General features: G+C 36.9%; 22 protein-coding genes. 8 read left to right on the forward strand and 14 right to left on the reverse strand.

The window, feature by feature from the left end; genetic code table 11:
• Positions 1–19: 19 nt before the first annotated feature.
• Positions 20–1,849, reverse strand: a complete 1,830-nt coding sequence (gene rho, locus AC5YGI_RS00770) for a transcription termination factor Rho (protein WP_110008390.1) — start codon at positions 1,847–1,849, stop codon at positions 20–22.
• A 144-nt stretch (positions 1,850–1,993) separates the two neighbouring features.
• Here rho and AC5YGI_RS00775 point away from each other — a divergent pair, with 144 nt between their 5' ends.
• The 4 genes from AC5YGI_RS00775 (at position 1,994) to AC5YGI_RS00790 (ending at position 5,884) form a co-directional block, all read left to right on the forward strand.
• The gene (locus tag AC5YGI_RS00775) at positions 1,994–2,383 is read left to right on the forward strand and encodes a DUF4293 family protein (RefSeq protein WP_330744976.1); all 390 of its coding nucleotides are present in this window, start codon (positions 1,994–1,996) and stop codon (positions 2,381–2,383) included.
• Between the two features lie 143 nt (positions 2,384–2,526).
• A complete protein-coding gene (locus AC5YGI_RS00780) occupies positions 2,527–3,447 on the forward strand; it encodes a M28 family peptidase (RefSeq protein ID WP_330744975.1) in 921 nt (306 codons plus the stop codon).
• Between the two features lie 232 nt (positions 3,448–3,679).
• Positions 3,680–5,518, forward strand: a complete 1,839-nt coding sequence (locus tag AC5YGI_RS00785) for an ABC transporter ATP-binding protein (protein ID WP_131437222.1) — start codon at positions 3,680–3,682, stop codon at positions 5,516–5,518.
• 18 nt (positions 5,519–5,536) lie between these two features.
• Positions 5,537–5,884 (forward strand): DUF1801 domain-containing protein, encoded by a 348-nt coding sequence (locus AC5YGI_RS00790; RefSeq protein WP_330744974.1) that lies wholly within the window; start codon positions 5,537–5,539, stop codon positions 5,882–5,884.
• 50 nt (positions 5,885–5,934) lie between these two features.
• Here the strand turns inward: AC5YGI_RS00790 and AC5YGI_RS00795 are convergent, their stop codons facing one another.
• The 9 genes from AC5YGI_RS00795 to rsfS form a co-directional block, all read right to left on the reverse strand.
• The gene (locus AC5YGI_RS00795) at positions 5,935–7,737 is read right to left on the reverse strand and encodes a phage tail-like protein (protein ID WP_330744973.1); all 1,803 of its coding nucleotides are present in this window, start codon (positions 7,735–7,737) and stop codon (positions 5,935–5,937) included.
• Between the two features lie 292 nt (positions 7,738–8,029).
• The gene (locus tag AC5YGI_RS00800; protein ID WP_330744972.1) at positions 8,030–8,347 is read right to left on the reverse strand and encodes a helix-turn-helix domain-containing protein; all 318 of its coding nucleotides are present in this window, start codon (positions 8,345–8,347) and stop codon (positions 8,030–8,032) included.
• 1 nt (position 8,348) lies between these two features.
• Positions 8,349–8,762: a transposase gene (locus AC5YGI_RS00805; protein WP_330744971.1), complete on the reverse strand. Its 414-nt coding sequence runs from the start codon at positions 8,760–8,762 to the stop codon at positions 8,349–8,351.
• A 97-nt stretch (positions 8,763–8,859) separates the two neighbouring features.
• Positions 8,860–9,852 (reverse strand): helix-turn-helix transcriptional regulator, encoded by a 993-nt coding sequence (locus AC5YGI_RS00810; RefSeq protein WP_330744970.1) that lies wholly within the window; start codon positions 9,850–9,852, stop codon positions 8,860–8,862.
• Between the two features lie 437 nt (positions 9,853–10,289).
• The gene (locus AC5YGI_RS00815; RefSeq protein WP_110008381.1) at positions 10,290–10,946 is read right to left on the reverse strand and encodes a phosphatidylserine decarboxylase family protein; all 657 of its coding nucleotides are present in this window, start codon (positions 10,944–10,946) and stop codon (positions 10,290–10,292) included.
• 4 nt (positions 10,947–10,950) lie between these two features.
• Positions 10,951–11,823, reverse strand: coding sequence for a phosphatidate cytidylyltransferase (locus tag AC5YGI_RS00820; RefSeq protein ID WP_110008380.1), 873 nt, complete (start codon positions 11,821–11,823; stop codon positions 10,951–10,953).
• A gap of 24 nt (positions 11,824–11,847) precedes the next feature.
• Positions 11,848–12,429, reverse strand: coding sequence for an LUD domain-containing protein (locus AC5YGI_RS00825; RefSeq protein WP_110008379.1), 582 nt, complete (start codon positions 12,427–12,429; stop codon positions 11,848–11,850).
• Positions 12,430–12,565: 136 nt separating this feature from the next.
• On the reverse strand, positions 12,566–14,587 hold the full coding sequence (gene ftsH, locus AC5YGI_RS00830) for an ATP-dependent zinc metalloprotease FtsH (protein ID WP_330744969.1): 2,022 nt from the start codon (positions 14,585–14,587) through the stop codon (positions 12,566–12,568).
• Positions 14,588–14,608: 21 nt separating this feature from the next.
• Positions 14,609–14,974, reverse strand: coding sequence for a ribosome silencing factor (gene rsfS / locus AC5YGI_RS00835; RefSeq protein WP_047097448.1), 366 nt, complete (start codon positions 14,972–14,974; stop codon positions 14,609–14,611).
• Between the two features lie 87 nt (positions 14,975–15,061).
• Here rsfS and AC5YGI_RS00840 point away from each other — a divergent pair, with 87 nt between their 5' ends.
• Complete coding sequence (locus AC5YGI_RS00840; RefSeq protein WP_110008377.1) at positions 15,062–15,775, forward strand: biotin--[acetyl-CoA-carboxylase] ligase; 714 nt, start codon at positions 15,062–15,064, stop codon at positions 15,773–15,775.
• Here the strand turns inward: AC5YGI_RS00840 and AC5YGI_RS00845 are convergent.
• From AC5YGI_RS00845 to AC5YGI_RS00860, 4 genes are all read right to left on the reverse strand, one after another.
• A complete protein-coding gene (locus AC5YGI_RS00845; RefSeq protein WP_034691587.1) occupies positions 15,769–16,881 on the reverse strand; it encodes an LptF/LptG family permease in 1,113 nt (370 codons plus the stop codon). The two genes, AC5YGI_RS00840 and AC5YGI_RS00845, sit on opposite strands and share 7 nt — an antisense overlap.
• Before the next feature lie 6 nt (positions 16,882–16,887).
• Positions 16,888–18,018 carry a tRNA guanosine(34) transglycosylase Tgt gene (tgt, locus tag AC5YGI_RS00850; protein WP_306596454.1) on the reverse strand — a complete coding sequence of 377 codons (1,131 nt, stop codon included), beginning with the start codon at positions 18,016–18,018 and terminating at the stop codon, positions 16,888–16,890.
• A gap of 66 nt (positions 18,019–18,084) precedes the next feature.
• Positions 18,085–18,453 carry a DUF4296 domain-containing protein gene (locus tag AC5YGI_RS00855; RefSeq protein ID WP_330744968.1) on the reverse strand — a complete coding sequence of 123 codons (369 nt, stop codon included), beginning with the start codon at positions 18,451–18,453 and terminating at the stop codon, positions 18,085–18,087.
• A 5-nt stretch (positions 18,454–18,458) separates the two neighbouring features.
• Positions 18,459–19,175, reverse strand: a complete 717-nt coding sequence (locus AC5YGI_RS00860; RefSeq protein ID WP_227941131.1) for a polyprenol monophosphomannose synthase — start codon at positions 19,173–19,175, stop codon at positions 18,459–18,461.
• Positions 19,176–19,415: 240 nt separating this feature from the next.
• Here AC5YGI_RS00860 and AC5YGI_RS00865 point away from each other — a divergent pair, with 240 nt between their 5' ends.
• The 3 genes from AC5YGI_RS00865 to AC5YGI_RS00875 all read left to right on the forward strand — a co-directional run bounded on the left by AC5YGI_RS00865 (position 19,416) and on the right by AC5YGI_RS00875 (position 23,051).
• Positions 19,416–20,084, forward strand: coding sequence for a DUF4271 domain-containing protein (locus tag AC5YGI_RS00865; RefSeq protein WP_330744967.1), 669 nt, complete (start codon positions 19,416–19,418; stop codon positions 20,082–20,084).
• A 12-nt stretch (positions 20,085–20,096) separates the two neighbouring features.
• Positions 20,097–20,837, forward strand: coding sequence for a uroporphyrinogen-III synthase (locus AC5YGI_RS00870; RefSeq protein ID WP_034691594.1), 741 nt, complete (start codon positions 20,097–20,099; stop codon positions 20,835–20,837).
• Between the two features lie 171 nt (positions 20,838–21,008).
• A complete protein-coding gene (locus AC5YGI_RS00875; protein ID WP_330744966.1) occupies positions 21,009–23,051 on the forward strand; it encodes a S9 family peptidase in 2,043 nt (680 codons plus the stop codon).
• Positions 23,052–23,054: the final 3 nt, after the last annotated feature.

The raw sequence follows: 23,054 nt of genomic DNA on the forward strand, positions 1-23,054 counted from the left end.
CTATTAACAATTTAACTTATTATTTATTCATAGACATCAGGAATTCTTCATTATTAAGAGTTCCTTTGATGTTTTTATCTACAAATTCCATCGCTTCTACAGGGTTCATCTCAGAAAGATACTTTCTAAGGATCCACATTCTCTGCGAAGTTACTTCATCAAGAAGAAGATCATCTCTACGGGTACTTGATGCGACAAGATCAATAGCAGGATAAATTCTTCTGTTGGCAATTTTTCTGTCCAGCTGAAGTTCCATGTTACCTGTACCTTTGAATTCTTCAAAGATTACTTCATCCATCTTGGATCCTGTATCAATCAATGCTGTTGCAATAATTGTCAGAGATCCTCCTCCTTCAATTTTTCTTGCAGCTCCGAAGAATCTTTTCGGCTTGTGAAGTGCATTGGCATCTACCCCACCGGAAAGTACTTTTCCAGATGCAGGGGTTACCGTGTTATATGCTCTTGCCAATCTGGTGATAGAATCCAGCAAGATGACTACATCATGTCCGCATTCAACCATTCTTTGTGCCTTCGCAAGAACAAGGTTAGCTACTTTTACATGTTTTTCAGCAGCTTCGTCAAATGTAGAAGCAATTACTTCTGCATTCACACTTCTTTCCATGTCAGTAACCTCCTCCGGACGTTCATCGATCAGAAGAACCATCATGTATACTTCCGGGTGGTTGGCTGCAATAGAATTAGCAATATCTTTAAGCAACATTGTCTTACCGGTTTTAGGCTGTGCAACGATCATTGCTCTCTGTCCCTTTCCGATAGGTGCAAATAAATCTACAATTCTTGTGGATACCGTAGAACCGCTTCCAGCAAGGTTGAATTTTTCTTCAGGGAAAAGCGGGGTAAGATATTCAAAAGCAACACGGTCTTTGATAAATGCAAGATCACGTCCGTTAACTTCTGTAGGTCTTAATAATGAAAAGTATTTCTCACCTTCTTTCGGAAGTCTTACAATTCCTTTTACCGTATCTCCGGTTTTTAAACCAAAATTTCTGATCTGAGCGGTAGAAACATACACATCATCAGGAGAAGAGATATAGCTGAAATCTGAAGAACGTAAAAATCCGTAGTTATCCGGTAAAATTTCCAAAACCCCTTCAATGCTTACCAATCCATCGAAATTAAATTCTTTTTTATGGTCATTCTGCTCCTCTGCCTTTTCAGAATGTCTGTTTTGATTCTGATTTTGGTTTTGGTGCTGCTGATGTTGCTGGTTTTGGTTTTTATGTTGGTTTCCACCGTTCTGTGGATGGTTGTGTCCTTTTTGAGGTCTGTTAGCCTGTGGTTGTTGAGGATTGTTAGGCTTTTCTTCAGCCTGAACAGGCTCTTGGGATTCTGTGTTTTTTGGAGTTTCAACTCTTTCCTGAGATACTTCTGCATTAGCTGCATTGGTAGAAACTCTTTTTCTTTTCTTTTTTGCCTGAGCGCTTGCTGCGGTTTCTTCTGTTACCGTGGCTGCTGCGGTTTCCACTTTGGGTTCTTCCGGTTTAATTTCTTCAGGAGCAGCTACCTTTTCTTCTACTATTTCCTCTGTTTTAGGTTCTACCGGAGCTTTTGCATTTGCTTTTGGCTTGGCTGCTGTTTTTTTAGGGGCAGCTTTTTTTGCCGGGGCTTTGGCAGGTTTTTCTGCTGGAGCCTCTTCAGTATTTATACTGGCGGTTTCGGTGGCGTTGAAATAATCTTTTGCGACTTTAGGGTTAGAAGCCTGAAAGTCAAGAATAGCAAAGATCTTGTCATTTTCATTGCTGTTTCTTGCAACTTTAACGCCCAAATCTTTTAAGATTTTAGTCAGTTCCGTTACGGATTTTGACCTTAACGTTTCTATGTTAAACATATTTAATGTAAAAATGTAATTAATTGTGAGTAAGAAAAGTAAGTCCGGTGACTTTTGTTTTCAAGTACATTGTATAATGCAAATCTACACTTATTTTTGAATTGTGCAAAATTTATATTATTTTTGCCAAGAATTTAATATTCAATGCTACAGAGAATACAAACCATATGGACCTTATTAGCAGTTTTAGCTGCAGTTTTCCTTTTTATAACAGGACAGGATGTTGTCATTTCAGACAGTATTCCTTTACTTAATATAGGCTGTATCGTACTTGTTATTACCGGAGCATTAAGTATTTTCAGTTTCAAAAACAGAAAAAGACAAATTTTGCTGAATACCATCAGCATCATTATAAACGCTTTGTTGATTGGTGTATTGGCGTACTGGTTACTAAACTTATCCGGAGGAATTCAAATTCCTGAGAAGGGTATTGAGCCGATTTTCCCATTGATTGCGGTAATCTGTCTGCTGATAGCAAACATTTACATCCGTAAAGATGAGAGGCTCGTAAAATCTGTAGACAGACTTCGATAGCCTTACAACGATTTTTTGAGTGAGAACAGCTTCTTTTAAGGAGCTGTTTTTTTTATTGGTTATCCATTGTTAAATTAAATTATGTAAATTCATTGCAACTTTTTGATTAAAAAAACGACAGATTATATAATTTAATAAAGACAATGAAAAAGCTTACGTATCTTACTTTATCACTATTCTCCATATTCACCTTCGCTCAGGAAATTTCCAAAGAAAGAGTAAAGACGGTTCTTTCCACTCTCGCTTCCGATGAAATGAAAGGCCGTGAAATCGGAACACAGGAAAATGAAAATGCAGCCAATTACATCGCTACACTTTTCAAAGAAAATAATCTGGAATACTGTACCGGAAAATCTTATCTGGTACCTTTTGACTACAACGGAAAGACCGTATACAATGTTTGCGGAATCAAAAAAGGAAAATCCGATCAGTATCTGGGCTTCTCAGGACATTTTGACCATATCGGAACCAGTGATAAAAGCGGAGACAATATTTATAACGGAGCAGATGATGATGCCAGCGGAATTACGACTCTGGTAGGTATCGCCGATTATTTAAAAAACAAAAAACCGGAATTCTCTATGGTGTTCATGGCATTCAATGGAGAAGAGAAGGGAATGCTGGGTTCAAGAGCAATTTCCACTGATAAGAATCTGGATCACATTTATAATAAAATGACAGCTCTTTTTAATTTCGAAATGGTTGCTACGGAATCTCAATGGGGAAAAAATACATTATATATGACGGGAGACGGATTCTCTGACCTTGATGAACTTTTCAATCAAAATGCAGTAAACGGATTAAAAATCAATGCTGATCCCTATGCAAAACAGCAGCTGTTTTACCGTTCAGATAATGTAAGCTTTGTCAAAAAGAAAATCATTGCCCATTCATTTTCTACTGTTGATATGACGAAAGCCTCTCATTATCACCACGAAAATGATGATGTCAATATTGTAGATTTTGATAATATGACGCAGATCATCAATAATTTGGGAAAAACACTGGATAAACTGAGTCCTAAAAATTTTGCGCCTAAATATAATGACCAGGTGAAGTTCTAAGAAAACAATCATATAAAACCGCTGTTTAAGCGGTTTTTTTTCATTAAACAAGACAGCATTCTTATGTACTGTTCCAAATCTCGTTCAGGCTTATCTGTTAAAAAATACCTTTCAAGAATGCTAAGTTGTAACAAAAAGACATTTTTTGAAACTTATCCGGTAAAGTAAAACAGGATTAAGAACGTCTTATCTTTTAATTTTACGTAATTTTGCTATCCAATTTTTTAATTGAATGAACGAATATAAAAAAATCTTAAAGTTCGCGAGGCCGCATCAAAAATATATCTACGGAAGTTTATTTTTCAATATCCTGTATTCTGTATTTCAGATTGCTTCCCTGGGGACTATTCTACCGGTTTTAGGAATGCTTTTTGGCACTATAAAACCTGAAAAATATGAGAAAGCACCAGTATATTCCGGTGATATTGTTGATTTTTTCTCTTATGTAAAAGAATATTCCAATTATTATGTACAGACACTGGTGAGCAATTACGGGGCACTTACTGTTCTTGCCTGGCTGTGTATCATTACTGCATTTATGTTCTTTTTAAGAAACGCATTCCGTTATTTCGGCTCTTTATTACTGATCAATTACCGTGTGGGAGTAACCAAAGACCTGCGTGGAGCGATGTACAGAAAAATACTTTCCCTTCCTGTTTCATTCTTTACAGAGAGCAGAAAAGGAGATATGATGTCCCGTATGTCCAATGACGTAGGAGAAGTGGAAGGAAATATTTTAGGAAGCTTGATTGAACTGATTAATGCGCCTTTTATGCTGATCAGTACATTGGTTACCTTATTTTTCCTGAGCCCGGAAATGACTCTTTTCTCACTATTGGTTCTTCCTGTGATGGGAACAATGATTGCATTGATCGGAAAAAGCCTTAAAAAAGACTCACACGAAGCACAAAGCGAACTGGGAACCATCTTCTCTATTGTGGATGAAACATTGAAATCTTCAAAGGTTATTAAAATATTCAATGGGGAGAAAATCATGAATAACAGATTCATGCATTCTATGAACAAATGGATCTCAAGTTCTATTAATTTGGGTAAGAAGAAAGAATTAGCATCTCCAATGAGCGAATTCTTAGGTTCTATTACTTTCCTGATTATTGCCTGGTATGGCGGGAAACAAATTATTGTTGAGCAAAGCATTTCTCCGGCAGACTTCCTTGTATTTTTAGGTATGTTCTTCCAGATTCTTCCTCCTGCAAAAAGTTTATCGACTTCTATTTCCAATGTACAGAAAGGAGAAGCTTCCCTGAAAAGAGTATTGGAAATCCTTGAAGCGGATGTGAAAATTGAAGAAATTGCAGAACCTGTTTCTATTACAACGCTTCAGAACAATATTGAATTCAAGGACATTGGATTCTATTATGACAAAGCGAATCTTATTCTTAAAAACTTCAATTTAACCATTCCTAAGGGAAAAACGGTTGCTCTTGTCGGACAAAGTGGAAGTGGTAAAACAACGATTGCTAATCTTTTAGCAAGATTTTATGATGTTTCGGAAGGAGAAATTCTGATTGACGGGACAAACATTAAACATTTAAAATTACAGGAATACCGCCAGCTGCTGGGAATGGTAACACAGGAATCCGTATTATTCAACGATTCTGTATATAACAATATCCTGATGGGTAAACCTGATGCCACCAAAGAAGAGGTAATTGCAGCTGCTAAAATTGCCAATGCAGATTCTTTTATTTCCAATCTTTCCGAAGGATATGATACCAATATCGGTGATGATGGAAACAAGCTTTCCGGGGGCCAGAAACAAAGGGTTTCTATCGCCAGAGCGGTATTGAAGAACCCACCGATCATGATTCTTGATGAAGCAACCTCTGCCCTGGATACAGAATCTGAAAGATTCGTACAGGATGCGCTGGAGAAAATGATGGAAAACAGAACTTCTTTAGTGATTGCCCACCGCCTTTCGACCATTCAGAAAGCAGACTGGATTGTAGTAATGGAAAAAGGTGATATCGTGGAACAGGGAACCCACCACGACCTGATTGCAAAAAGAGGAATGTATCATAAACTTGTCGAACTTCAAAATTTCGACTAATCTTTTAATTGATTTACAATGAACCCTATACAAGAGTATTTCTACAGAATCGAAGAACCTGAAAGAAGTACTCTTTTATTTTTACGTGACATGATATTAGCTTCAGATCCGGAAAATATTACAGAAACATTCAGTTTCGGACTTCCGTTTATCAAATACAAGAAGAAAATGTTGTGCTACTTCTATTACAGCAAAAAATATCAAAAGCATTATCTGAGTTTTTATCATGGTGACAGACTTGATTATCCTGAGCTGATCCGGGACGGCAGAAAGAAGTTTAAAATCCTTCTTATTGATACCGAAGAGGATATTCCCGTAGAATTGATATTGAACCTTGTACAGGAAGTTAAAAGACATATAAAATAAAAAACTCCGGCACGAATAATCGTGCCGGAGTCATCTTTAAAAACCTTTTATCATTGTGTGTTTATTCCGTTGAATTCTGCCTGCTTAATTGCCCAGGCAATCATATTGGCAAAGAGGATTGAATTCTGAACCTGCATTCCTCCTGTCGTATATCCGTTTCCTGCGTATCCGTAAGAAGACTTCTGAACCGGGAAATATCCTCCTGAACTTGGTGCTACAAAAGGCTCAATGGTATTACTTGGATACTGGTTTCCATTGGCATTTTCATTACTTAAAAAGCCACCGTCACCAAACCATATAAAGTTCAGGCTGGTATTTCTTAATCCTGAAATTCCTGTTCTGGTAGTTGTACTGTTGATAGGCTGCGCATAGCTGTAAGGAACAAATCCGCTTGTCAACCCTGAAATATTTACTGTGGTAGATGCATCTTCACCCCAGTTTTTCCCTCTTACATCTCCAAAAGGTCCGTTAAGGATGGGATCATCAGAATTGGTAAGAGCATACACGGAACCTGCACCGCCTCCATAAGATGCTGAAATGGTAGGATCTGAGAATATTCCTCTGAATAAATTCTGTGCAGTGCCCGTATCATCTGTCATCGCAATAACAACTCCTTTTTTATTAAGATAGGAAGCAATATAACCGGCATCTGTAGCATTAGGTGTATAGTTGTAGCCAATGACAACAATATCCGGTTTATTATTAAGAGCCGTCTGAAGAGCAGCTGATGAAGGTGAGTTCCCTAAAGAGGTATGCGTAAAGCCTTCATATTTAACAATACTGGAAGCGGTGGTACCAAAGTTTGTTGGAGAATCCATCAGACTTCTTGACGGACCGGTATAGGCGCTATACCCGTAAGCTGTTTCTAATCCGATATGGAGAACCGTTTTTTTAGGAATGACAACCACTACATTTACAGAACATGTTGTAGATACCCCACCCTGGCTGTCTGAAGTAATGGTAATTGTTTTCACCGATGTAGAAGTTGGAGTTCCTGTTCCGCTTAATGTAATATTCTGATTTCCCGTAGAAGTAAATGTGCCTGATCCGCTGAAAGAAATTCCGTCAACCGTATTGGTGGTAACGGTGTAACTTCCCAATGTTGAAACATTTACAGGTAAAGTAATTGTGTTGGAAGCAGTAAGAGCTGTTCCCACCTTGTATACTCCATTTACCGTTGCAGTTCCACAGCTCATGGTATAGGTACCTGCAGGACTCAGAACAGCAATCGAAATCGCAGGGGTACAAGTTACTTCAGTTCCGTTGGCTTCAAGAGCAACATTATCTGTCTGTATATTCTGAGGAGTTCCCTGTCCCGGAATCTGTATTGTTTGGGTTCCGGTGTTTAGAAATACTCCGGTTCCATAAAAATTATATCCGTTTGTGGTTGTTCCGGAAATGGTATAATTACCGGGTTTAGTCACATTCACGGCAATCTTCAGGTAATTGGAATTGGTAAGTTCTTTTCCTTTTACATAGCTTCCCATTGCTTTGGAAGTGGAACAGTCTATGGTAAAAACAGATTTACCCAGCTGTCCGCACACACTTTTCCATTCTTTATCCGCAAAGCTCCAGTAATTGAAACAGCCTTCTGTGGTGTTGTAAATCGTCAAGCCATCATCATTGGATTGATTGATTACAATTGCGTTTCGCTGCGCTTCTGTTAACCTTGGAATAAGTACTCCTTTGTTGTTATTTCCTGAAATAACATCCAAAACGGAATTAGAGTTCGGCGTTGTAGTATTAATCCCTACTGCACCATTATTGGTTTGAGAAAAAGATTTTCCAAAAACAAAGAGCATTGCTATGAGCAGGACTTTGATTGGAGGCATTGTAAATTTTGTTTCCATCATTGTATAAGTTATAATTGTTTGATAATAATAATCCGGACATTTAACTTCCACAAAATTATCAACCACAGACGGTTAGAAAATAATTCCCTGCTACGCAATACTACTCACGCGTAGTAAAACTCACAAAATATCAATAATTTATCCCGGTAAAAATTCAAATAAAAAGTTGAGCTTTTTAACAAAACCCAACCATACATTCAAATAGCTAAATCAAAATAACTTAAAAGCACCAATACTTCTTATTTATTATAAAAAATAAAATCATTTTGTTTAAAAAACGCAATATCAGTCATCATTTAAAAATACTTTTCCATTTTGCAATGGTATTTCGGCTTATCTTAAAATGATCACTCACCTGAAGATTGGTCAGCTCATTTCTTTTCTGATAACTGAGAATTTTCAGAATTGATTCCTTATCATAAGAACGCAGCCTCTGGTTTTTACGTTCCACTGTATATTCTGTTTCTCCAAAAACCAGTTGATTAAATTTCAGAATATCAAAAGCTGAATGCAATGTTTCCAGCTTAAGCCTGATGGCGGTATCTGATAATTTCTCGGGAAATTTTTCTTCAAGAATGTCGGTATAAATCTGCTTATAATCTGGCATCATCTTATATCTTTTTCATCCATTTATATAAAGTGGTCTTGGGTATTTTATACCTTTTAACCACATCATTGGCCGTCATTTTCCCTGTCTTTATTTTATCAAGAATAAAATCCTTAACCTCCTGCGTATAAATGCTTTTTCTGAAAACCAGGGTATTTTCCTTTTGAGTGAACACATTATCAATTCTCGCCTGGGGAGCATATAAAATGAGATGTCCGGTATAAAACCGGAAGAAATCGAATTTTAAAAGTTTACACCATTTCAGAAGAACATCAGTATCCATACTTTTTGCATGATACATACTCTCCACTTCATCTTCCGTACTGTTTAAAAACCGGGAAATTCTTTCTATTGAAATCTGATACTCTTCCACTTTGGATTGGATCAGGCTTCCAATATGAATGTTCTTAATATTCATCACAATGTTTTTAAGTAAAAATATTGACAAGAAAATCAAAAAACACCATCAGAACCTACTCAAGATTACGCATGAGTAACAAAAATCGGAATTCTGTTTAAATTTTAATCAAAAAGCTGTTGATATTGATCTCTGAGGAAATATTCAGTTTTTTCCGGATCCTATATTTTTTACTTTCTACAGCCCGGATACTGTTATTGGTACACTGTGCTATTTTTTTTGTATCAAAATCCAGCTTCATCAGTGCACAGAAATAGAGCTCAGAATGGATCAGGTTAGGATTTATTTGTAAAATATCCGGAATAAAATGAGGAAAAAATACCTGAAATTTTTCAAAAAACATGGGTGAATTGCTTTCCGCTAAATTCAGTATTTCCTGAATATTTTCCTCTGAAAGATGGTTAATCAGCATCTGGTGTTTCATCAATTCCGAATTCGTTTTGACCAGATCCTTGATGGTGGAATCCTTTTCCTTTTTATCGGAAATTAAGCCATGAATCAATGCGTCTTTCTGGGTAATAAATACGATATCCATTAAAAAGGAAGCAACGGAGAATAAAATATTCAGCAGTTTGATTGTTTTAAAATCTTCTTTTTCTATGAATCTGCTCTTTGGCAGGAAATCAAAATCAAAATACAGACATGCAATGAAATTGATACTGATGATGAATGTAATAAAAAAGATCGTAAGGGAGTCCTGTTTGTATTTCAAAAAGAACGGAACAGCAAACAGAAGACAAAAGTAAAAGTACTCTACACCAGCGTTTTTATAAGTATAAATATGAAAAAAACTTACTATAAATGTGAGTAAAACAAATATCCCGATAATGGAAGGTTTTAAAACCTTTCTGAACCGTTTGGTTTTTCCTTTGATGGCCATGAGCAGCAGCCAGAAGAAGGTAATAATGGTAAGAAATATGGAGATCAGCATATCCCCAAAAAAAGTAATAATAAAAATGGAGTAAAACAGGAATATGAAAAACAATAAAAGCAAATACCGGTTAATAAGATGAAGATAACTACTTTCAAAATCATCATCCATCTTCTCAGTTTCGTCGTTAATCATCTTAAAGAAAAACTTATAAATCATCTTGTTGTTTTTTTATGCTCTCACAAGCTTAAGTTGGCATTTGTACTCCTGAAAGTATAAATTTTCCAATATTAACAGCCTTTCATGCAAAACAGAAATCTACAAAACGAAATGTATCAGTCTTTTTCAGCATTAAAAAGGAGATGATTAAGGTGTTTTTCTAGCTACAATTTACTAAAATTCGATGTTAAAATTATCAAATGAAATACCATTTTTGATAATAAATTAACAATCATTTACCTCCGATCACTTAAAAAGCATGAGCTTGTGTTTTTAAGCATGCAAAATTATTGATCCCAATGGAAAAATATAACTCTTCCAATACGCAATAATACTCATGCGTAATTAAACTCAAACAACAAAATATACCTTTATACCACAAATAAAAAAGAGAGCTTTAAAAGCTCTCTTTTGGTTTTTTATCTATGATAAGAATCTTAGTTTTCTTTCAGTTTGGCGATAACATCCTCACCTCCTTTTGTAATATCTCCGATCTTACAGATAATCTCTGTGTCTAAAGGAAGGAATACATCCATTCTTGAACCGAATTTTATAAATCCGAACTCATGCCCGGCTTTGGCTTTATCCCCTTCATTACAGTAGAATACAATTCTTCTTGCTACATATCCGGCAATCTGTCTGAAGACTACTTTATGATTGGTCATCGTCTGAACTGCTACCGTAGTTCTTTCGTTCTCTGTAGAAGATTTTTCATGCCATGCTACCAGATATTTTCCCGGGTGGTATTTTTTGTAAATCACTTCTCCTGAAACCGGATATCTGCAGATGTGAACATTCAGTGGAGACATAAAAATAGAAACCTGGATTGCTTTACCTTTTATAAATTCATCCTCTTCTACTTCTTTGATCATAACCACTTTTCCGTCCACCGGAGCGATCACATTTTCTCTGTGGTCAAGAATATTACGGTCCGGAACTCTGAAAAACCAGAATACTAAACTGTAAATAACCAACAAAGGCATAATGATCAGCAGGGACCATATTTCAAGGAAATAAATTGCTAAAGCGCCCAGAATGATAAAAAGTATGGTCGCAACGGTAATCGTTCCTTTTGATTCTCTATGTAATTTCATGAGATTAAATAAATTTTTCTAAAATAAAGTACAAATATACGACAGGAACGCAGATAATAAAACTATCCAGCCTGTCTAAAACTCCTCCATGCCCCGGAATGATGTTTCCACTGTCCTTTACACCGAAGTTTCTCTTCAATTGACTTTCTACCAGATCTCCTAATGGAGCAAAGGCCGCCACCAGAAATCCTACGATCATCCAGTTTCCTCTCAGCTCGGGCTGATAATGTTCGATAAAATAAGACAACACCAATGTTAAGACAACACCTCCGGCATAACCTTCCCATGTTTTTTTAGGCGAAATCTTAGGAGCCATTTTATGTTTTCCAAAGAATTTTCCTACCAGATAGGCAAAAGTATCACTACTCCAGATCAGGATAAACAGGAAAAGAACTTCCAGAGAGAAGTTTTCATTATAACTGGAGAACTTGGGCAGTCCCAAAGCAAAACTGAACGGGAGAGCCACATAAATAACGGTAAAAATTAGTTTCCCGCTGTCAAAGTATAATTCGTTGGGATATTTGAATAAGGTTACCACAGCTATTCCGATCAAGGCGAGTGCTAATATTTCACTAAGTCTGAAATCAAAAAAGAAATCGTGATTAAAATACCTTTTGGAAAACATGTAGAAAATAAAAATGACCAATGGATATACGACCCATTTTTCATAGCCGTTTCCAAACTTCATAATTTTAACACATTCCCAGGTTCCTACAATCAGCAGAAGGCTCATTAAACCGTGATACAGATACTGCTGTTTGGCAAGACCAGGTGCAATACTGTTCAGCAGCTGCGCTCCCAACGGAGTAGAACAAAGAATAATGATGGCTACATAAACGATACCTGATACGGTTCTTTGAATGAGATTTTTGTCCAAAATTTAAAATTTAGAAGTGGTTGCTTAATCTTCAAGCAGCAATAAAAACAGTTTTGTATTGGAATTGGAAGAACTGTCCATTTTCGATTGGCTTCCGCTGATGGAAGTAAGGTTCTTGATATTTCCGTTTCTTTTTATTTTCCCCATGGCATCATTCAGGTTGTTTACAATCTGAGAAACATTGGCAATGATGATAATTTTATCAGGAAGCCTTGAGGAATGATAATGCAGGATATTGTTATGCGAAAGCATGATTCTGCCGTCATAGGCAATGAGATATTCACACGTGATGAATGCGGCGTCATTAGACGGTTGTAGTTCTGACGTATATGAAGACTTCACAACGTTCAAAAAGTTCTGAAGTTCTTTATCCCAGCAGAAAAGGTTGTGAACACCTTCTATTTTAATAATTTGATTTAAAGTTTGTAGAGCTTCCGCTTCATCTGCACAATAATTAAAAAATCCTCCCGAATGCGTAAATAATTGCGCAAACTTATAGTCAAGATCCGCATTTTTCAGCGAATCCCCAAGTTTCTCCAGGCTCTGTTTGTCCTCTTCTTCAGGCTGGTTGGTAAGTTTGCTTACAATCCTCTTGAATAAATTCAACTTAATCTATTTTTAGTCAACTTTATACAAAAATAGAAAATAAATTACAATAGTGTCCAAAATATCTCCTTAAATATGAAAAAACCTGACAATTTTGCGATTGTCAGGTTTTTATTAAATCTATTTTTTAAGAATCTTAAAGCTGTGTCGGGCTTTCGGGAGCCTGTATTTCGCTTTCTTCTTCTTTCTCTTTGATCTGAGGTGTTTCCTCTACAATTGGCTGATCTTTTTCAGGAATAGTATTGGTTACAGGTTTCTCTGTCAATTCAGGATCCCATGCTCTTTTTCCGAAAATCTCTTCCAGGTCTTCACGGAAGATCACTTCTTTTTCAAGCAATTTACTTGCTAAAGCGTCAAGCTTATCTTTATTCTCGTCAAGAATTCTTACCGCTCTCTCATATTGATTTTCGATGATTGATTTGATCTCTGCATCAATTTTTGTGGCGGTTTCTTCAGAATAAGGCTTTCCGAAATTGTATTCAGACTGGCCTGAGCTGTCATAGTAAGAAATATTACCGATATTCGGGCTTAATCCGTAGATTGTAACCATTGCCTGAGCTCTCTTTGTTACGGTTTCCAGATCAGAAAGTGCTCCTGTAGAAATATTATTGAAGATCACCTGCTCTGCTGCTCTACCTCCCAATGTTGCACACATTTCGTCCAGCATCTGTTCAGTAGTGGTAAGCTGTCTTTCTTCAGGAAGGTACCACGCTGCTCCCAGTGAACGTCCTCTGGGAACGATCGTCACCTTTAAAAGTGGAGATGCGTGCTCTACCAGCCAAGAGATCGTAGCGTGCCCGGCTTCGTGGTAAGCCACTCTTCTTTTTTCAGAAGGTTTGATTGCTTTATTTTTCTTTTCAAGACCACCGATGATTCTGTCTACAGCATCAAGGAAATCCTGTTTTGTTACTGAAGTATGGTTGTTTCTTGCTGCGATAAGTGCTGCTTCATTACAAACGTTGGCAATATCTGCTCCACTGAATCCTGGAGTCTGTTTGGCAAGAAACTCTCTGTCTACATTATCATCAAGTTTGATCTTTTTCAGGTGAACATCAAAGATCTGTCTTCTTTCGTGAAGTTCCGGAAGGTCTACATAAATAGATCTGTCAAAACGTCCTGCTCTCATCAGAGCTTTATCAAGGATATCCGCTCTGTTGGTTGCTGCCATTACGATAACGTTGGTATCTGTTCCGAAACCATCCATTTCAGTAAGAAGCTGGTTCAAAGTATTTTCTCTTTCGTCGTTTCCACCGGAAAAATTATTTTTCCCTCTGGCACGTCCGATAGCATCAATCTCATCAATGAAGATAATGGCCGGAGATTTTGCTTTTGCCTGAGCAAAAAGATCTCTTACTCTGGAAGCTCCTACCCCAACAAACATTTCAACGAAATCGGAACCTGAAAGTGAGAAAAACGGAACTTTAGCTTCCCCTGCAACCGCTTTCGCCAACAAGGTTTTACCAGTTCCCGGAGGTCCTACTAAAAGAACTCCTTTAGGAATTTTACCTCCCAGTTTTGTATATTTTTCAGAGTTTTTCAAGAAATCCACTACTTCCTGAACTTCTTCTTTAGCACCTTCCAATCCTGCAACATCCTTGAATGTTACCTGAATTCTTTCTTTTTCGTCAAAAAGCTTTGCCTTAGATTTTCCGATAGAGAAAATTTGTCCACCAGGACCTCCGCCTCCACCCATCTTTCTGAAAAGAAGGAAGTAGAATAATCCAAGAATAGAAATCCAAACCAATGCAGGAACCAGGATGTCCATTAATGCACTCTTACCTGTACCGTAATCTTTAGTTGTTTTAATAACCGGATTACTGGCTTTGACCTGTTCAAATTTCTGAAGGAAAAGTTGAAGGTCTCCATATTTCACAGAAAAATCTGCTTTAGGAGCCATTTCGAAGGCAGAAAGAGGGTTGTTTTCTTTTCCGGCTTTGGAAACCATTGCCGATTTTGCTTCTTTTGTTAGGAAAACATCAGCTTTCTCTATGTCTTTGTATATAATTATATTCTGGACTTTGCCCGCCTGCATTTCTCTAAAGAAACCATCTTCATCAATAGATTTTGCTGCATCACCTCCAAGGAAATTGGAGCCAAAGAATAGCAAAAGAGCTACGATTGCAATAGGAAAGAACCAGTTGAATCCTTTATTATTCATTTAGACTTTTTAAAATTTTTATTATTCATTTTCAATTCTGGTAATGACTGCGTCACCCCAAAGTTCTTCTATGTCGTAGTACTCACGTACCTGTTTCTGGAATATATGAACCACCACTGAAACGTAATCCACCAAAACCCACATCGCATTTTCGGTACCTTCTACGTGCCAAGGTCTGTCCTGCAGTTCGTTTCTTACTTTCTTCTCTACACTTCCTGCCAATGCAGCCACCTGTGTATTTGAGTTTCCGCTACATATCACGAACGTCTCTGCTACGGAGTTTTCGATGTTTGAAAGATCGAAGATCATAATGTCTTCCCCTTTTACATCCTGGATAGCTTCAACGATTTTATCTATTAACGCTTGTTTTTCTGCTGTTTTATTCATTAAAAAAATACTATAATCTGCAAATTTATTGTTTTTTCTTTACTTTAACCTTACTTTTACCCTCTTAATCTCTTAAAGTTTTCTTAAATGAGCCAACTCTTTTACCTGAAAGAATGTTCTTCTACTAATGACGAAATATCAAAGTTTTTACTTTACGGAGATTCAAATTTTATAGGACTTCATACTTTTAATCAAACTAAAGGCCGTGGTCAGTATGGAAATATCTGGACTCAGACTGCCGGAAAAAATCTGGCTTATACGCTGGCAGTGAATACTCAGAACATCCTGTGCTCCGACTTTATGTTCAATTATTATACCGCAATGGTGATCCGGGATTTCCTTGCCATATTGTCTGACTCTGAGGTAAAAATCAAATGGCCGAATGATATCATCCTTAAAGGTAAAAAAATCGTTGGAATTTTAATAGAAAAGAAAAAAATTAATCAAAATAATTATTTCATCATCGGAGCTGGAATCAACATTCTGCAGGAAAATTTTGATGAAATATCCAATGCAGGATCACTTCTGACGCAGACAGGAATCCAATTTGATCTGGAAGAACTTGCCTTAAACCTTCATGAATATTTGTGTGAAAAGCTTAAAAACATACCTTCAGATCAGGAAATCCTGGATGGATTTAATAAAAACCTTTTCAGAAAAGATCAGATATCGGTCTTTGAAATTGAAAAAGCGCGACAAAATGGCATTATCCGGCGTGCAGACGAAAAGGGTGAACTCTGGATCGAACTGGAAGACGGAATGCATTCCTTTTATCACAAAGAAGTAAAATTACTTTACTGATTCGCTCTCTTGATATACAAATAAAGGGTAAGCGGTAAAAACACCATATTAGGCAGCCACATGGCTACAGCCGGAGACAAACTTTTATTTTCCGAAACCACTTTTAAGGCTTCGAATGAAAACACGAAAATGAAGGCTAGTGAGATCCCTATTGCAAGATTAACTCCTAATCCTCCTCTTTTCTTCTGTGATGACAGGGAAAGCGCCAGAAATGTCAGAATAATGATTGAAACAGGCATGGAAGTCCTCTGGTGAAGTTCATTCAGGTAAGAGTTCAGGTTGCTGTTTCCTCTTTCTTTTTCTCTTTCGATAAATTTCAAAAGTTCCGGAGTGGTTTTATTTTGTCCTAAGAGCTCGTTAGGGAAAAGTTCTTCCGGCGAATGCCCGTAATTTTTCCTTAATTCTATTCCGTTTCCGAGTTTTTCGGTATTGTCTTTATTGATTGTTTTTTCCAGATAGTTATTTAGAACAAACTGTTTTTTAGCTTTATCCCAATACACTTCACTTGCCTTCAGCTCATAAGTCATTTTTCTGTCTTTATCATATTTCTGATAGACAAAACTCGACCCTCTTTTTTCTCTTTTATTCCAGGAATCAACGAAGATATACTCCGTCTTACTCAGCTGTGAAGAAGCAGGTGCCGTTCCTAAAATCTTTTCTTTATTGGCTGCATTATACGTATACGCTTCCAATTCATTTTTCTTGATATTGGCCCACGGCAGCACCATATGATAGACTACAAGAGCAATCAACCCAATAAAAATGGAAGTAACCAGATAAGGCTTGGAAAATCTGTGAAAACTGGCTCCACTACTGATAATAGCAACAATTTCAGTATTATTTGCCATCCTGGAGGTAAAATAGATCACCGAAATAAATACCAGAATGGAAAGGAAAGTCACCACAAGATTGATGATCCAGAAAGGGTAAAAATGAATAAGAAAATAGGTCAGATCCAGTTTCGGATCAATGGCCTTGGCATTTTCTATCCTTGGAATCTTCTGCTGAACATCGATTACCAATACGACTATAGACAATAATACCAACATGAAACTGAAAGTTCCAAGGTATTTTTTAATGATATATCTGTCTACAATTTTAAGCATATTTTTTTACAGTCTTTGTCTGAGAACCGGTACTACAGAGTTTTTCCATTCGTAGAAATCACCTGCCATAATATGTTCTCTGGCTACTTTTACCAAATCGAGATAGAATGCAAGGTTATGAATCGAAGCAATCTGTTTTGCCAGATATTCTTTAGATACAAACAGGTGGCGAAGATACGCTTTTGAATATTCACGATCTACAAAACTGGTTCCAAATTCATCCAAAGGCGAAAAATCGCGTTTCCATTTTTCATTTTTAAGGTTCATCACCCCTTGCCATGTGAAAAGCATTGCATTTCTTGCATTTCTTGTAGGCATTACGCAATCCATCATATCAATTCCCAGCCCGATCGATTCAAGGATATTCCACGGAGTTCCTACTCCCATCAGGTATCTTGGTTTCTCTTTTGGAAGGATATCTGTCACTTCATCAGTGATTCTGTACATTTCTTCTTCAGGCTCTCCAACAGAAAGTCCTCCGATCGCGTTCCCTTCTGCCCCTGCTTCGGAAATCACTTCTGCAGAGATTTTTCTAAGATCAGAATAGGTAGATCCCTGAACAATCGGGAAAAGTCTTTGCTTATGTCCGTATAATTCAGGATTATCATTCGTCCATTCAATACATCTTTTCAGCCAGCGGTGGGTAAGCTCCATCGATGATTTTGCCTGGTTGTAATCACAAGGGTAAGGTGTACATTCATCAAAAGCCATGAAAATATCGGCTCCGATCTGTCTTTGAATTTCCATTGATCTTTCCGGAGAGAACATGTGGTAACTTCCGTCGATGTGAGATTTGAATCTCGCACCTTCTTCTGTCATCTTTCTGTTGCTTGCCAATGAAAATACCTGAAAACCTCCAGAATCAGTAAGGATAGGAAGATCCCAGTTCATGAATTTGTGTAAACCACCTGCATCCTGCATCGTTTCCATGCCCGGACGAAGGTAAAGGTGATAAGTATTTCCCAGAATAATCTGAGCTTTAATGTCTTCTTTTAATTCTCTCTGATGAACTGTCTTTACACTTGCTACAGTTCCCACAGGCATAAAAATAGGAGTTTGAATCTTCCCGTGATCTGTGGTAATTTCCCCTGCTCTTGCTTTTCCTTCAGAGGTTTTTTCTATATTAAAAAATTTCATCTTTATACTTGTTTATACACTGTTTTACCAGTGATTTTTTGTATCGCAGAAACTTCTGTGTCCATTTTACCTTACTACAGGCATTACAGCACCATTCTGTTTCAGCTTATCCTTCACATATTTATCTGCTTTGGGATCTTTTTTCAGCAATATTTCCTGTGCGTCATTAGCGATCCCGTCCATTTCTTCTTTAATTACATAGTATTTGAAACTGTTAACAAAATCATCAGGTGCGACCTTATGTGATTTCAAGACAGCTCTTGTCCCCGCTTCCATATTTTTGTCAGGATAGATAAAGATAGCCTGATCGTTGATCGCAAGATCGGCAATGATTTCTGCCATCAAACCTTTATCGACCAGATTTTTGGGCTTATCAATATAATCGCCGCACGAAAACAGGCCCAGCAAAACGAAAATAAAGATTAACTTTTTCATCAGTTTCATAATCTGTTGATGATTGATTTCCATTTTAAGTTCAATACTCCAAAAACTGCTTCATGGATAATTCCGCCGTTCATTTTACTTTCTCCTAAAATCCTGTTGGTAAATATAATAGGAACTTCTACAATTCTGAAACCTTTTTTAAAAGCTCTGAATTTCATTTCAATCTGGAATCCGTATCCTTTCAGTTTTACATTATCCAATCCTATCTCTTCCAGTACTTTTCTTGAAAAGCAGACAAATCCTGCTGTGGTATCATGAATAGGAAGGCCTAGTACAAACCGTACATATTTTGAGGCGAAGTAAGAAAGCAGTACTCTTCCCATGGGCCAGTTCACTACATTTACTCCCTTTGAATAACGGGATCCGATGGCCATATCTGCATTTCTGCAGGCTTCAAAAAGTTTCGGCAGATCGTTAGGATTGTGTGAAAAATCGGCATCCATCTCAAAAATATAATCATATTTATTTTCGATGGCCCATTTAAATCCATGAATATAAGCCTTTCCCAGTCCATCTTTCACATGTCTTACTGACAAGTGGAGATAATGCGGATATTTCTTCTGCAATTCTTTTACAACTTCTGCTGTTCCGTCGGGAGAAGAATCATCTACTACTAAGATATGAAAGTCATCCTCCAATGCAAAAACCGCGGAAATAATATTTTCAATATTTTCCTTTTCGTTATAGGTTGGGATGATGACGAGTTTTTTCATTTCAGTTTGCAAAGATAGTTTATTTAACCTTTTTATTTTATACAAAATAATCTATAATTTTGCAAAAATATTTCTCGGGGATTAAGCGGATGAAACAGATCCTTTTATTCAACAGATCTGAACAATACGTAAAATCGATGAGAGCAAATATTTTAACTGCAGATTCATGGATCCTGTGACAGGAAAATCTGTGCCGGGCTGTGTTATCTGAAGTTAAATAATAAATAAAAAAATTAAATTTTGCCATCATCACAACACTTCATCAATCACGTAAGAATACCTGAAAATAATGATTGGGTAATCTTTATCCTTGTGGGCTGTATATTTTTATACGTTTTTATGATGAACGTCATAGAAAGAGATGCCAGTCTCAGAGATTTTCTGCTTCAGAAATATTTTGATGCAAGCAACAACCTTCCCAGCTGGATCATCACCTCCTGTGTGACTACACTTACTCTGTCTGTATTAATTTCACAGTATGTTCCTGTAGTACCGAAATATATTGCGGATCTTCAGCTTTTGGGATATCAGCTTAATAAATTGGGTTATACTTTGCTGGCAGTGCTGTTTTTTTATTTAGTAAAATCAACATTAGGTTTTTTATTTTACCAAAGTATAGGGGATGGAAAAAAATGGACTATTTTTTATTTTACCTCCACAAAGTTCTATTTTATTCTTTCATTTTTGTTAATAATTCTTTGTGTAGCCCATTATTACTTCCCGATAGACAGAAATAAAATGTTTTTATATTATTTCTGCTTCTTCGCTTTTGTATTCATTTTCAAAGTCTTTTTCTATTTATTTCACAAGAACAAGATTCTTCCTGAAAAATGGTATTATAAATTTTTGTATATTTGCACCCTCCAAATCGCACCATTATTATTGCTTTGGAAGTTGTTATTTTTTTAATAAAAGTCAATGATGAGAATAAAGTCTATATTGGTTTCTCAACCAGCGCCTAGTGAGTCTTCTCCATATCTGGATATAGCGAAGAAGGAAAAAATAAAGATTGATTTCCGTCCATTTATCCACGTCGAAGGGGTTGACAATAAAGAGCTCAGAACACAGAAAATAGATCTGACGCAGTATACCGGTATTATTTTTACCAGTAAAAATGCGATTGACCATTACTTCAGATTAGCAGAGGAATTGCGTTTTGCCGTTCCGGATACGATGAGATACATCTGCCAGTCGGAAGCAATTGCCAACTATCTTCAAAAGCATATCGTGTACAGAAAAAGAAAAATCAGCTTTGGGGAGAAGAACTTCTCAGACCTGCTTCCTCTTTTCAAAAAATTCCCGACTGAAAAATATCTGCTGCCATCTTCAGATGTTTTGAGCCCGGATATTGTAAAAACCATGGATGCATCTAATGTAGACTGGACAAGAGCAATTATGTACCGTACCGTATGCAGCGACCTTACGGATATCAATGTCAAAGATTATGACATGCTGATTTTCTTCAGCCCGCAGGGAATCAAATCACTGCAACAAAATTTTCCTGACTTCAAGCAGGATGAAACAAAGATCGGAGTTTTCGGAAACACGACTTTGGCAGCTGCGGAAGAAGCAGGATTAAAAGTAGATTTAATGGCACCAACGAAGGAAACTCCTTCTATGACAATGGCCCTTGAAAAGTATATTAAAGCACTTCACAAATAGTCTTTAATTATAAAAATACAGTGAACCATCTTTTCAATAAAGGAAAGATGGTTTTTTTTTACCTAAATTTGAACAAAAATTAATATTGAAAGGATTTCTGGTTAAATTACTTACTTTCAGAAGAAAAAGTATAAGAACATTCTATGCAATAAAAAAATAAAAATACCCCGGATGAAAGCTCCACAGGCAAAAAAAATTGAAAAAATATTAGAAAAACACGGCGATAGAAGAACTGATAATTACTTTTGGCTGAATGAAAGGGAAAACCCTGAAGTGATCCAATACATTGAGGAGGAAAATGCCTACGAAGAATTCATCATGAAAGATACGGAAGCTCTTCAGGAAGAGCTTTTCGAAGAGATGAAAGCCCGCTACAAAAAGGACGATGAGTCTCTGCCTTATTTCTTTAATGAGTACTGGTATATTGTGCGTTATGAAGAGGGCAAAGAATATCCTATCTTCTGCAGAAAGTACAAAAGCCTTGAGAATGATGAGGAAATTGTACTTGACGTTAATATTCTGGCAGACGGCAAAGAGTTTTTTGAAGTAGGAAGTGTAGCAGTAAGCCCCAATAACGAACTGGCTTCTTTTTCTTCAGATGATGTAGGAAGAAGAATTTATACGCTTAATTTTAAAAATTTAAAGACAGGAGAAATTTTGCCGGATACGATCCCTAATACTACAGGGAAAGCCGTTTGGGCAAATGATAACCAGCATATTTTTTACATCAGAAAAGACAAAAGCCTTCGTGCATTTCAGGTATACAGGCACAAGCTGGGAACAGATTCAGCGGAAGATGTTCTGATTTTCCATGAAGAAGATGAGACTTTTGATGTCAATGTATTTAAGACAAAATCATTAGAGTATATTTTCATTGCAAGCTCAAGCACTATTTCGGATGAACATCGTTTTATTCCTTCAGACAATGTATTTGCAGAATGGACGGTGATCCAGCCAAGGATAGATGATCTTGAATATTCAGTAGAGCATTATGAAGACGAATTTTATATCATTACCAATGCGGATGATGCGATCAATTTCAAGATTGTAAAGGCAAAGATTGATAACTGCAGCATGGAAAACTGGGTTGATGTGATTCCGCACCGTGCAGAAGTTTTACTGGAAGGTTTTGAGATCTTTAAAGATTATCTGGTTCTTGAGGAAAGAGAAAGAGGATTGCTTCAGATCAAAATCATTGACGAGAAAACACAGGAGTCTTACTACTTACCTTTCTCCGATCCTACTTATACAGCTTATATCGGGATCAATCTGGAATTTGATACGGAAATTTTACGCTATGGATATACTTCCCTTACACAGCCTAGTTCCACGTATGAGTACAACATGAAGGAAAAGACGACAAAACTTCTGAAACAACAGGAAGTTTTGGGTGGAAAGTTTGCTCCTGAAAATTATATTTCGGAGAGAATCTGGGCAGATTCAAGAGATGGAAAGACAAAAGTTCCTATTTCCCTGGTTTATCATAAAGACACTAAGAAATCACCTGACACTCCGCTTCTTTTATATGGATATGGAAGCTACGGACATACTGTTGATGCCAGCTTTTCCAATGTAAGATTGTCTTTGCTGGATAGAGGATTTATTTATGCTATTGCTCACATCCGTGGTGGAGAATATCTGGGAAGAGAATGGTATGAAGACGGGAAGATGCTGTTTAAGAAAAATACATTTTTTGATTTTATTGATGCCGGAAAATACCTGATCAGGGAAAATTATACTTCATCAAAACACATGTATGCGATGGGAGGAAGTGCCGGCGGATTGCTGGTAGGCGCTGTGGTAAATTATGAACCTCAGTTATTCAACGGAATTGTGGCACAGGTACCTTTTGTAGATGTTGTTACAACCATGCTGGATGATACGATTCCTTTGACAACCGGAGAATATGATGAGTGGGGAAATCCTAATGATAAGGAATACTATCATTACATGAAAGACTACTCTCCTTATGATAATGTAGAAGCGAAAGATTATCCTCATATGCTGATCACTACAGGATTCCATGATTCTCAGGTACAATACTGGGAGCCTGCAAAATGGACCGCCAAATTAAGAGAATTAAAAACGGACAATAATATTTTAATCTTCAAAACTGATATGAGCTCCGGACATGGAGGGGCAAGCGGAAGATTTGAATCTCTGAAAGAAGATGCACTGGAGTATGCGTTTCTTTTAAAGATAAATGATAATTGATAA

Source organism: Chryseobacterium sp. CS3K3.1, from assembly GCF_059515165.1.

Excerpts from the sequence above, each read along its gene's own strand:
- rho (WP_110008390.1), bottom strand. The coding sequence starts at position 1,849 with ATGTTTAACATAGAAACGTTAAGGTCAAAATCCGTAACGGAACTGACT.
- AC5YGI_RS00775 (WP_330744976.1), top strand. The coding sequence starts at position 1,994 with ATGCTACAGAGAATACAAACCATATGGACCTTATTAGCAGTTTTAGCT.
- AC5YGI_RS00780 (WP_330744975.1), top strand. The coding sequence starts at position 2,527 with ATGAAAAAGCTTACGTATCTTACTTTATCACTATTCTCCATATTCACC.
- AC5YGI_RS00785 (WP_131437222.1), top strand. The coding sequence starts at position 3,680 with ATGAACGAATATAAAAAAATCTTAAAGTTCGCGAGGCCGCATCAAAAA.
- AC5YGI_RS00790 (WP_330744974.1), top strand. The coding sequence starts at position 5,537 with ATGAACCCTATACAAGAGTATTTCTACAGAATCGAAGAACCTGAAAGA.
- AC5YGI_RS00795 (WP_330744973.1), bottom strand. The coding sequence starts at position 7,737 with ATGATGGAAACAAAATTTACAATGCCTCCAATCAAAGTCCTGCTCATA.
- AC5YGI_RS00800 (WP_330744972.1), bottom strand. The coding sequence starts at position 8,347 with ATGATGCCAGATTATAAGCAGATTTATACCGACATTCTTGAAGAAAAA.
- AC5YGI_RS00805 (WP_330744971.1), bottom strand. The coding sequence starts at position 8,762 with ATGAATATTAAGAACATTCATATTGGAAGCCTGATCCAATCCAAAGTG.
- AC5YGI_RS00810 (WP_330744970.1), bottom strand. The coding sequence starts at position 9,852 with ATGATTTATAAGTTTTTCTTTAAGATGATTAACGACGAAACTGAGAAG.
- AC5YGI_RS00815 (WP_110008381.1), bottom strand. The coding sequence starts at position 10,946 with ATGAAATTACATAGAGAATCAAAAGGAACGATTACCGTTGCGACCATA.
- ftsH (WP_330744969.1), bottom strand. The coding sequence starts at position 14,587 with ATGAATAATAAAGGATTCAACTGGTTCTTTCCTATTGCAATCGTAGCT.
- rsfS (WP_047097448.1), bottom strand. The coding sequence starts at position 14,974 with ATGAATAAAACAGCAGAAAAACAAGCGTTAATAGATAAAATCGTTGAA.
- AC5YGI_RS00840 (WP_110008377.1), top strand. The coding sequence starts at position 15,062 with ATGAGCCAACTCTTTTACCTGAAAGAATGTTCTTCTACTAATGACGAA.
- AC5YGI_RS00845 (WP_034691587.1), bottom strand. The coding sequence starts at position 16,881 with ATGCTTAAAATTGTAGACAGATATATCATTAAAAAATACCTTGGAACT.
- tgt (WP_306596454.1), bottom strand. The coding sequence starts at position 18,018 with ATGAAATTTTTTAATATAGAAAAAACCTCTGAAGGAAAAGCAAGAGCA.
- AC5YGI_RS00855 (WP_330744968.1), bottom strand. The coding sequence starts at position 18,453 with ATGAAAAAGTTAATCTTTATTTTCGTTTTGCTGGGCCTGTTTTCGTGC.
- AC5YGI_RS00860 (WP_227941131.1), bottom strand. The coding sequence starts at position 19,175 with ATGAAAAAACTCGTCATCATCCCAACCTATAACGAAAAGGAAAATATT.
- AC5YGI_RS00870 (WP_034691594.1), top strand. The coding sequence starts at position 20,097 with ATGAGAATAAAGTCTATATTGGTTTCTCAACCAGCGCCTAGTGAGTCT.
- AC5YGI_RS00875 (WP_330744966.1), top strand. The coding sequence starts at position 21,009 with ATGAAAGCTCCACAGGCAAAAAAAATTGAAAAAATATTAGAAAAACAC.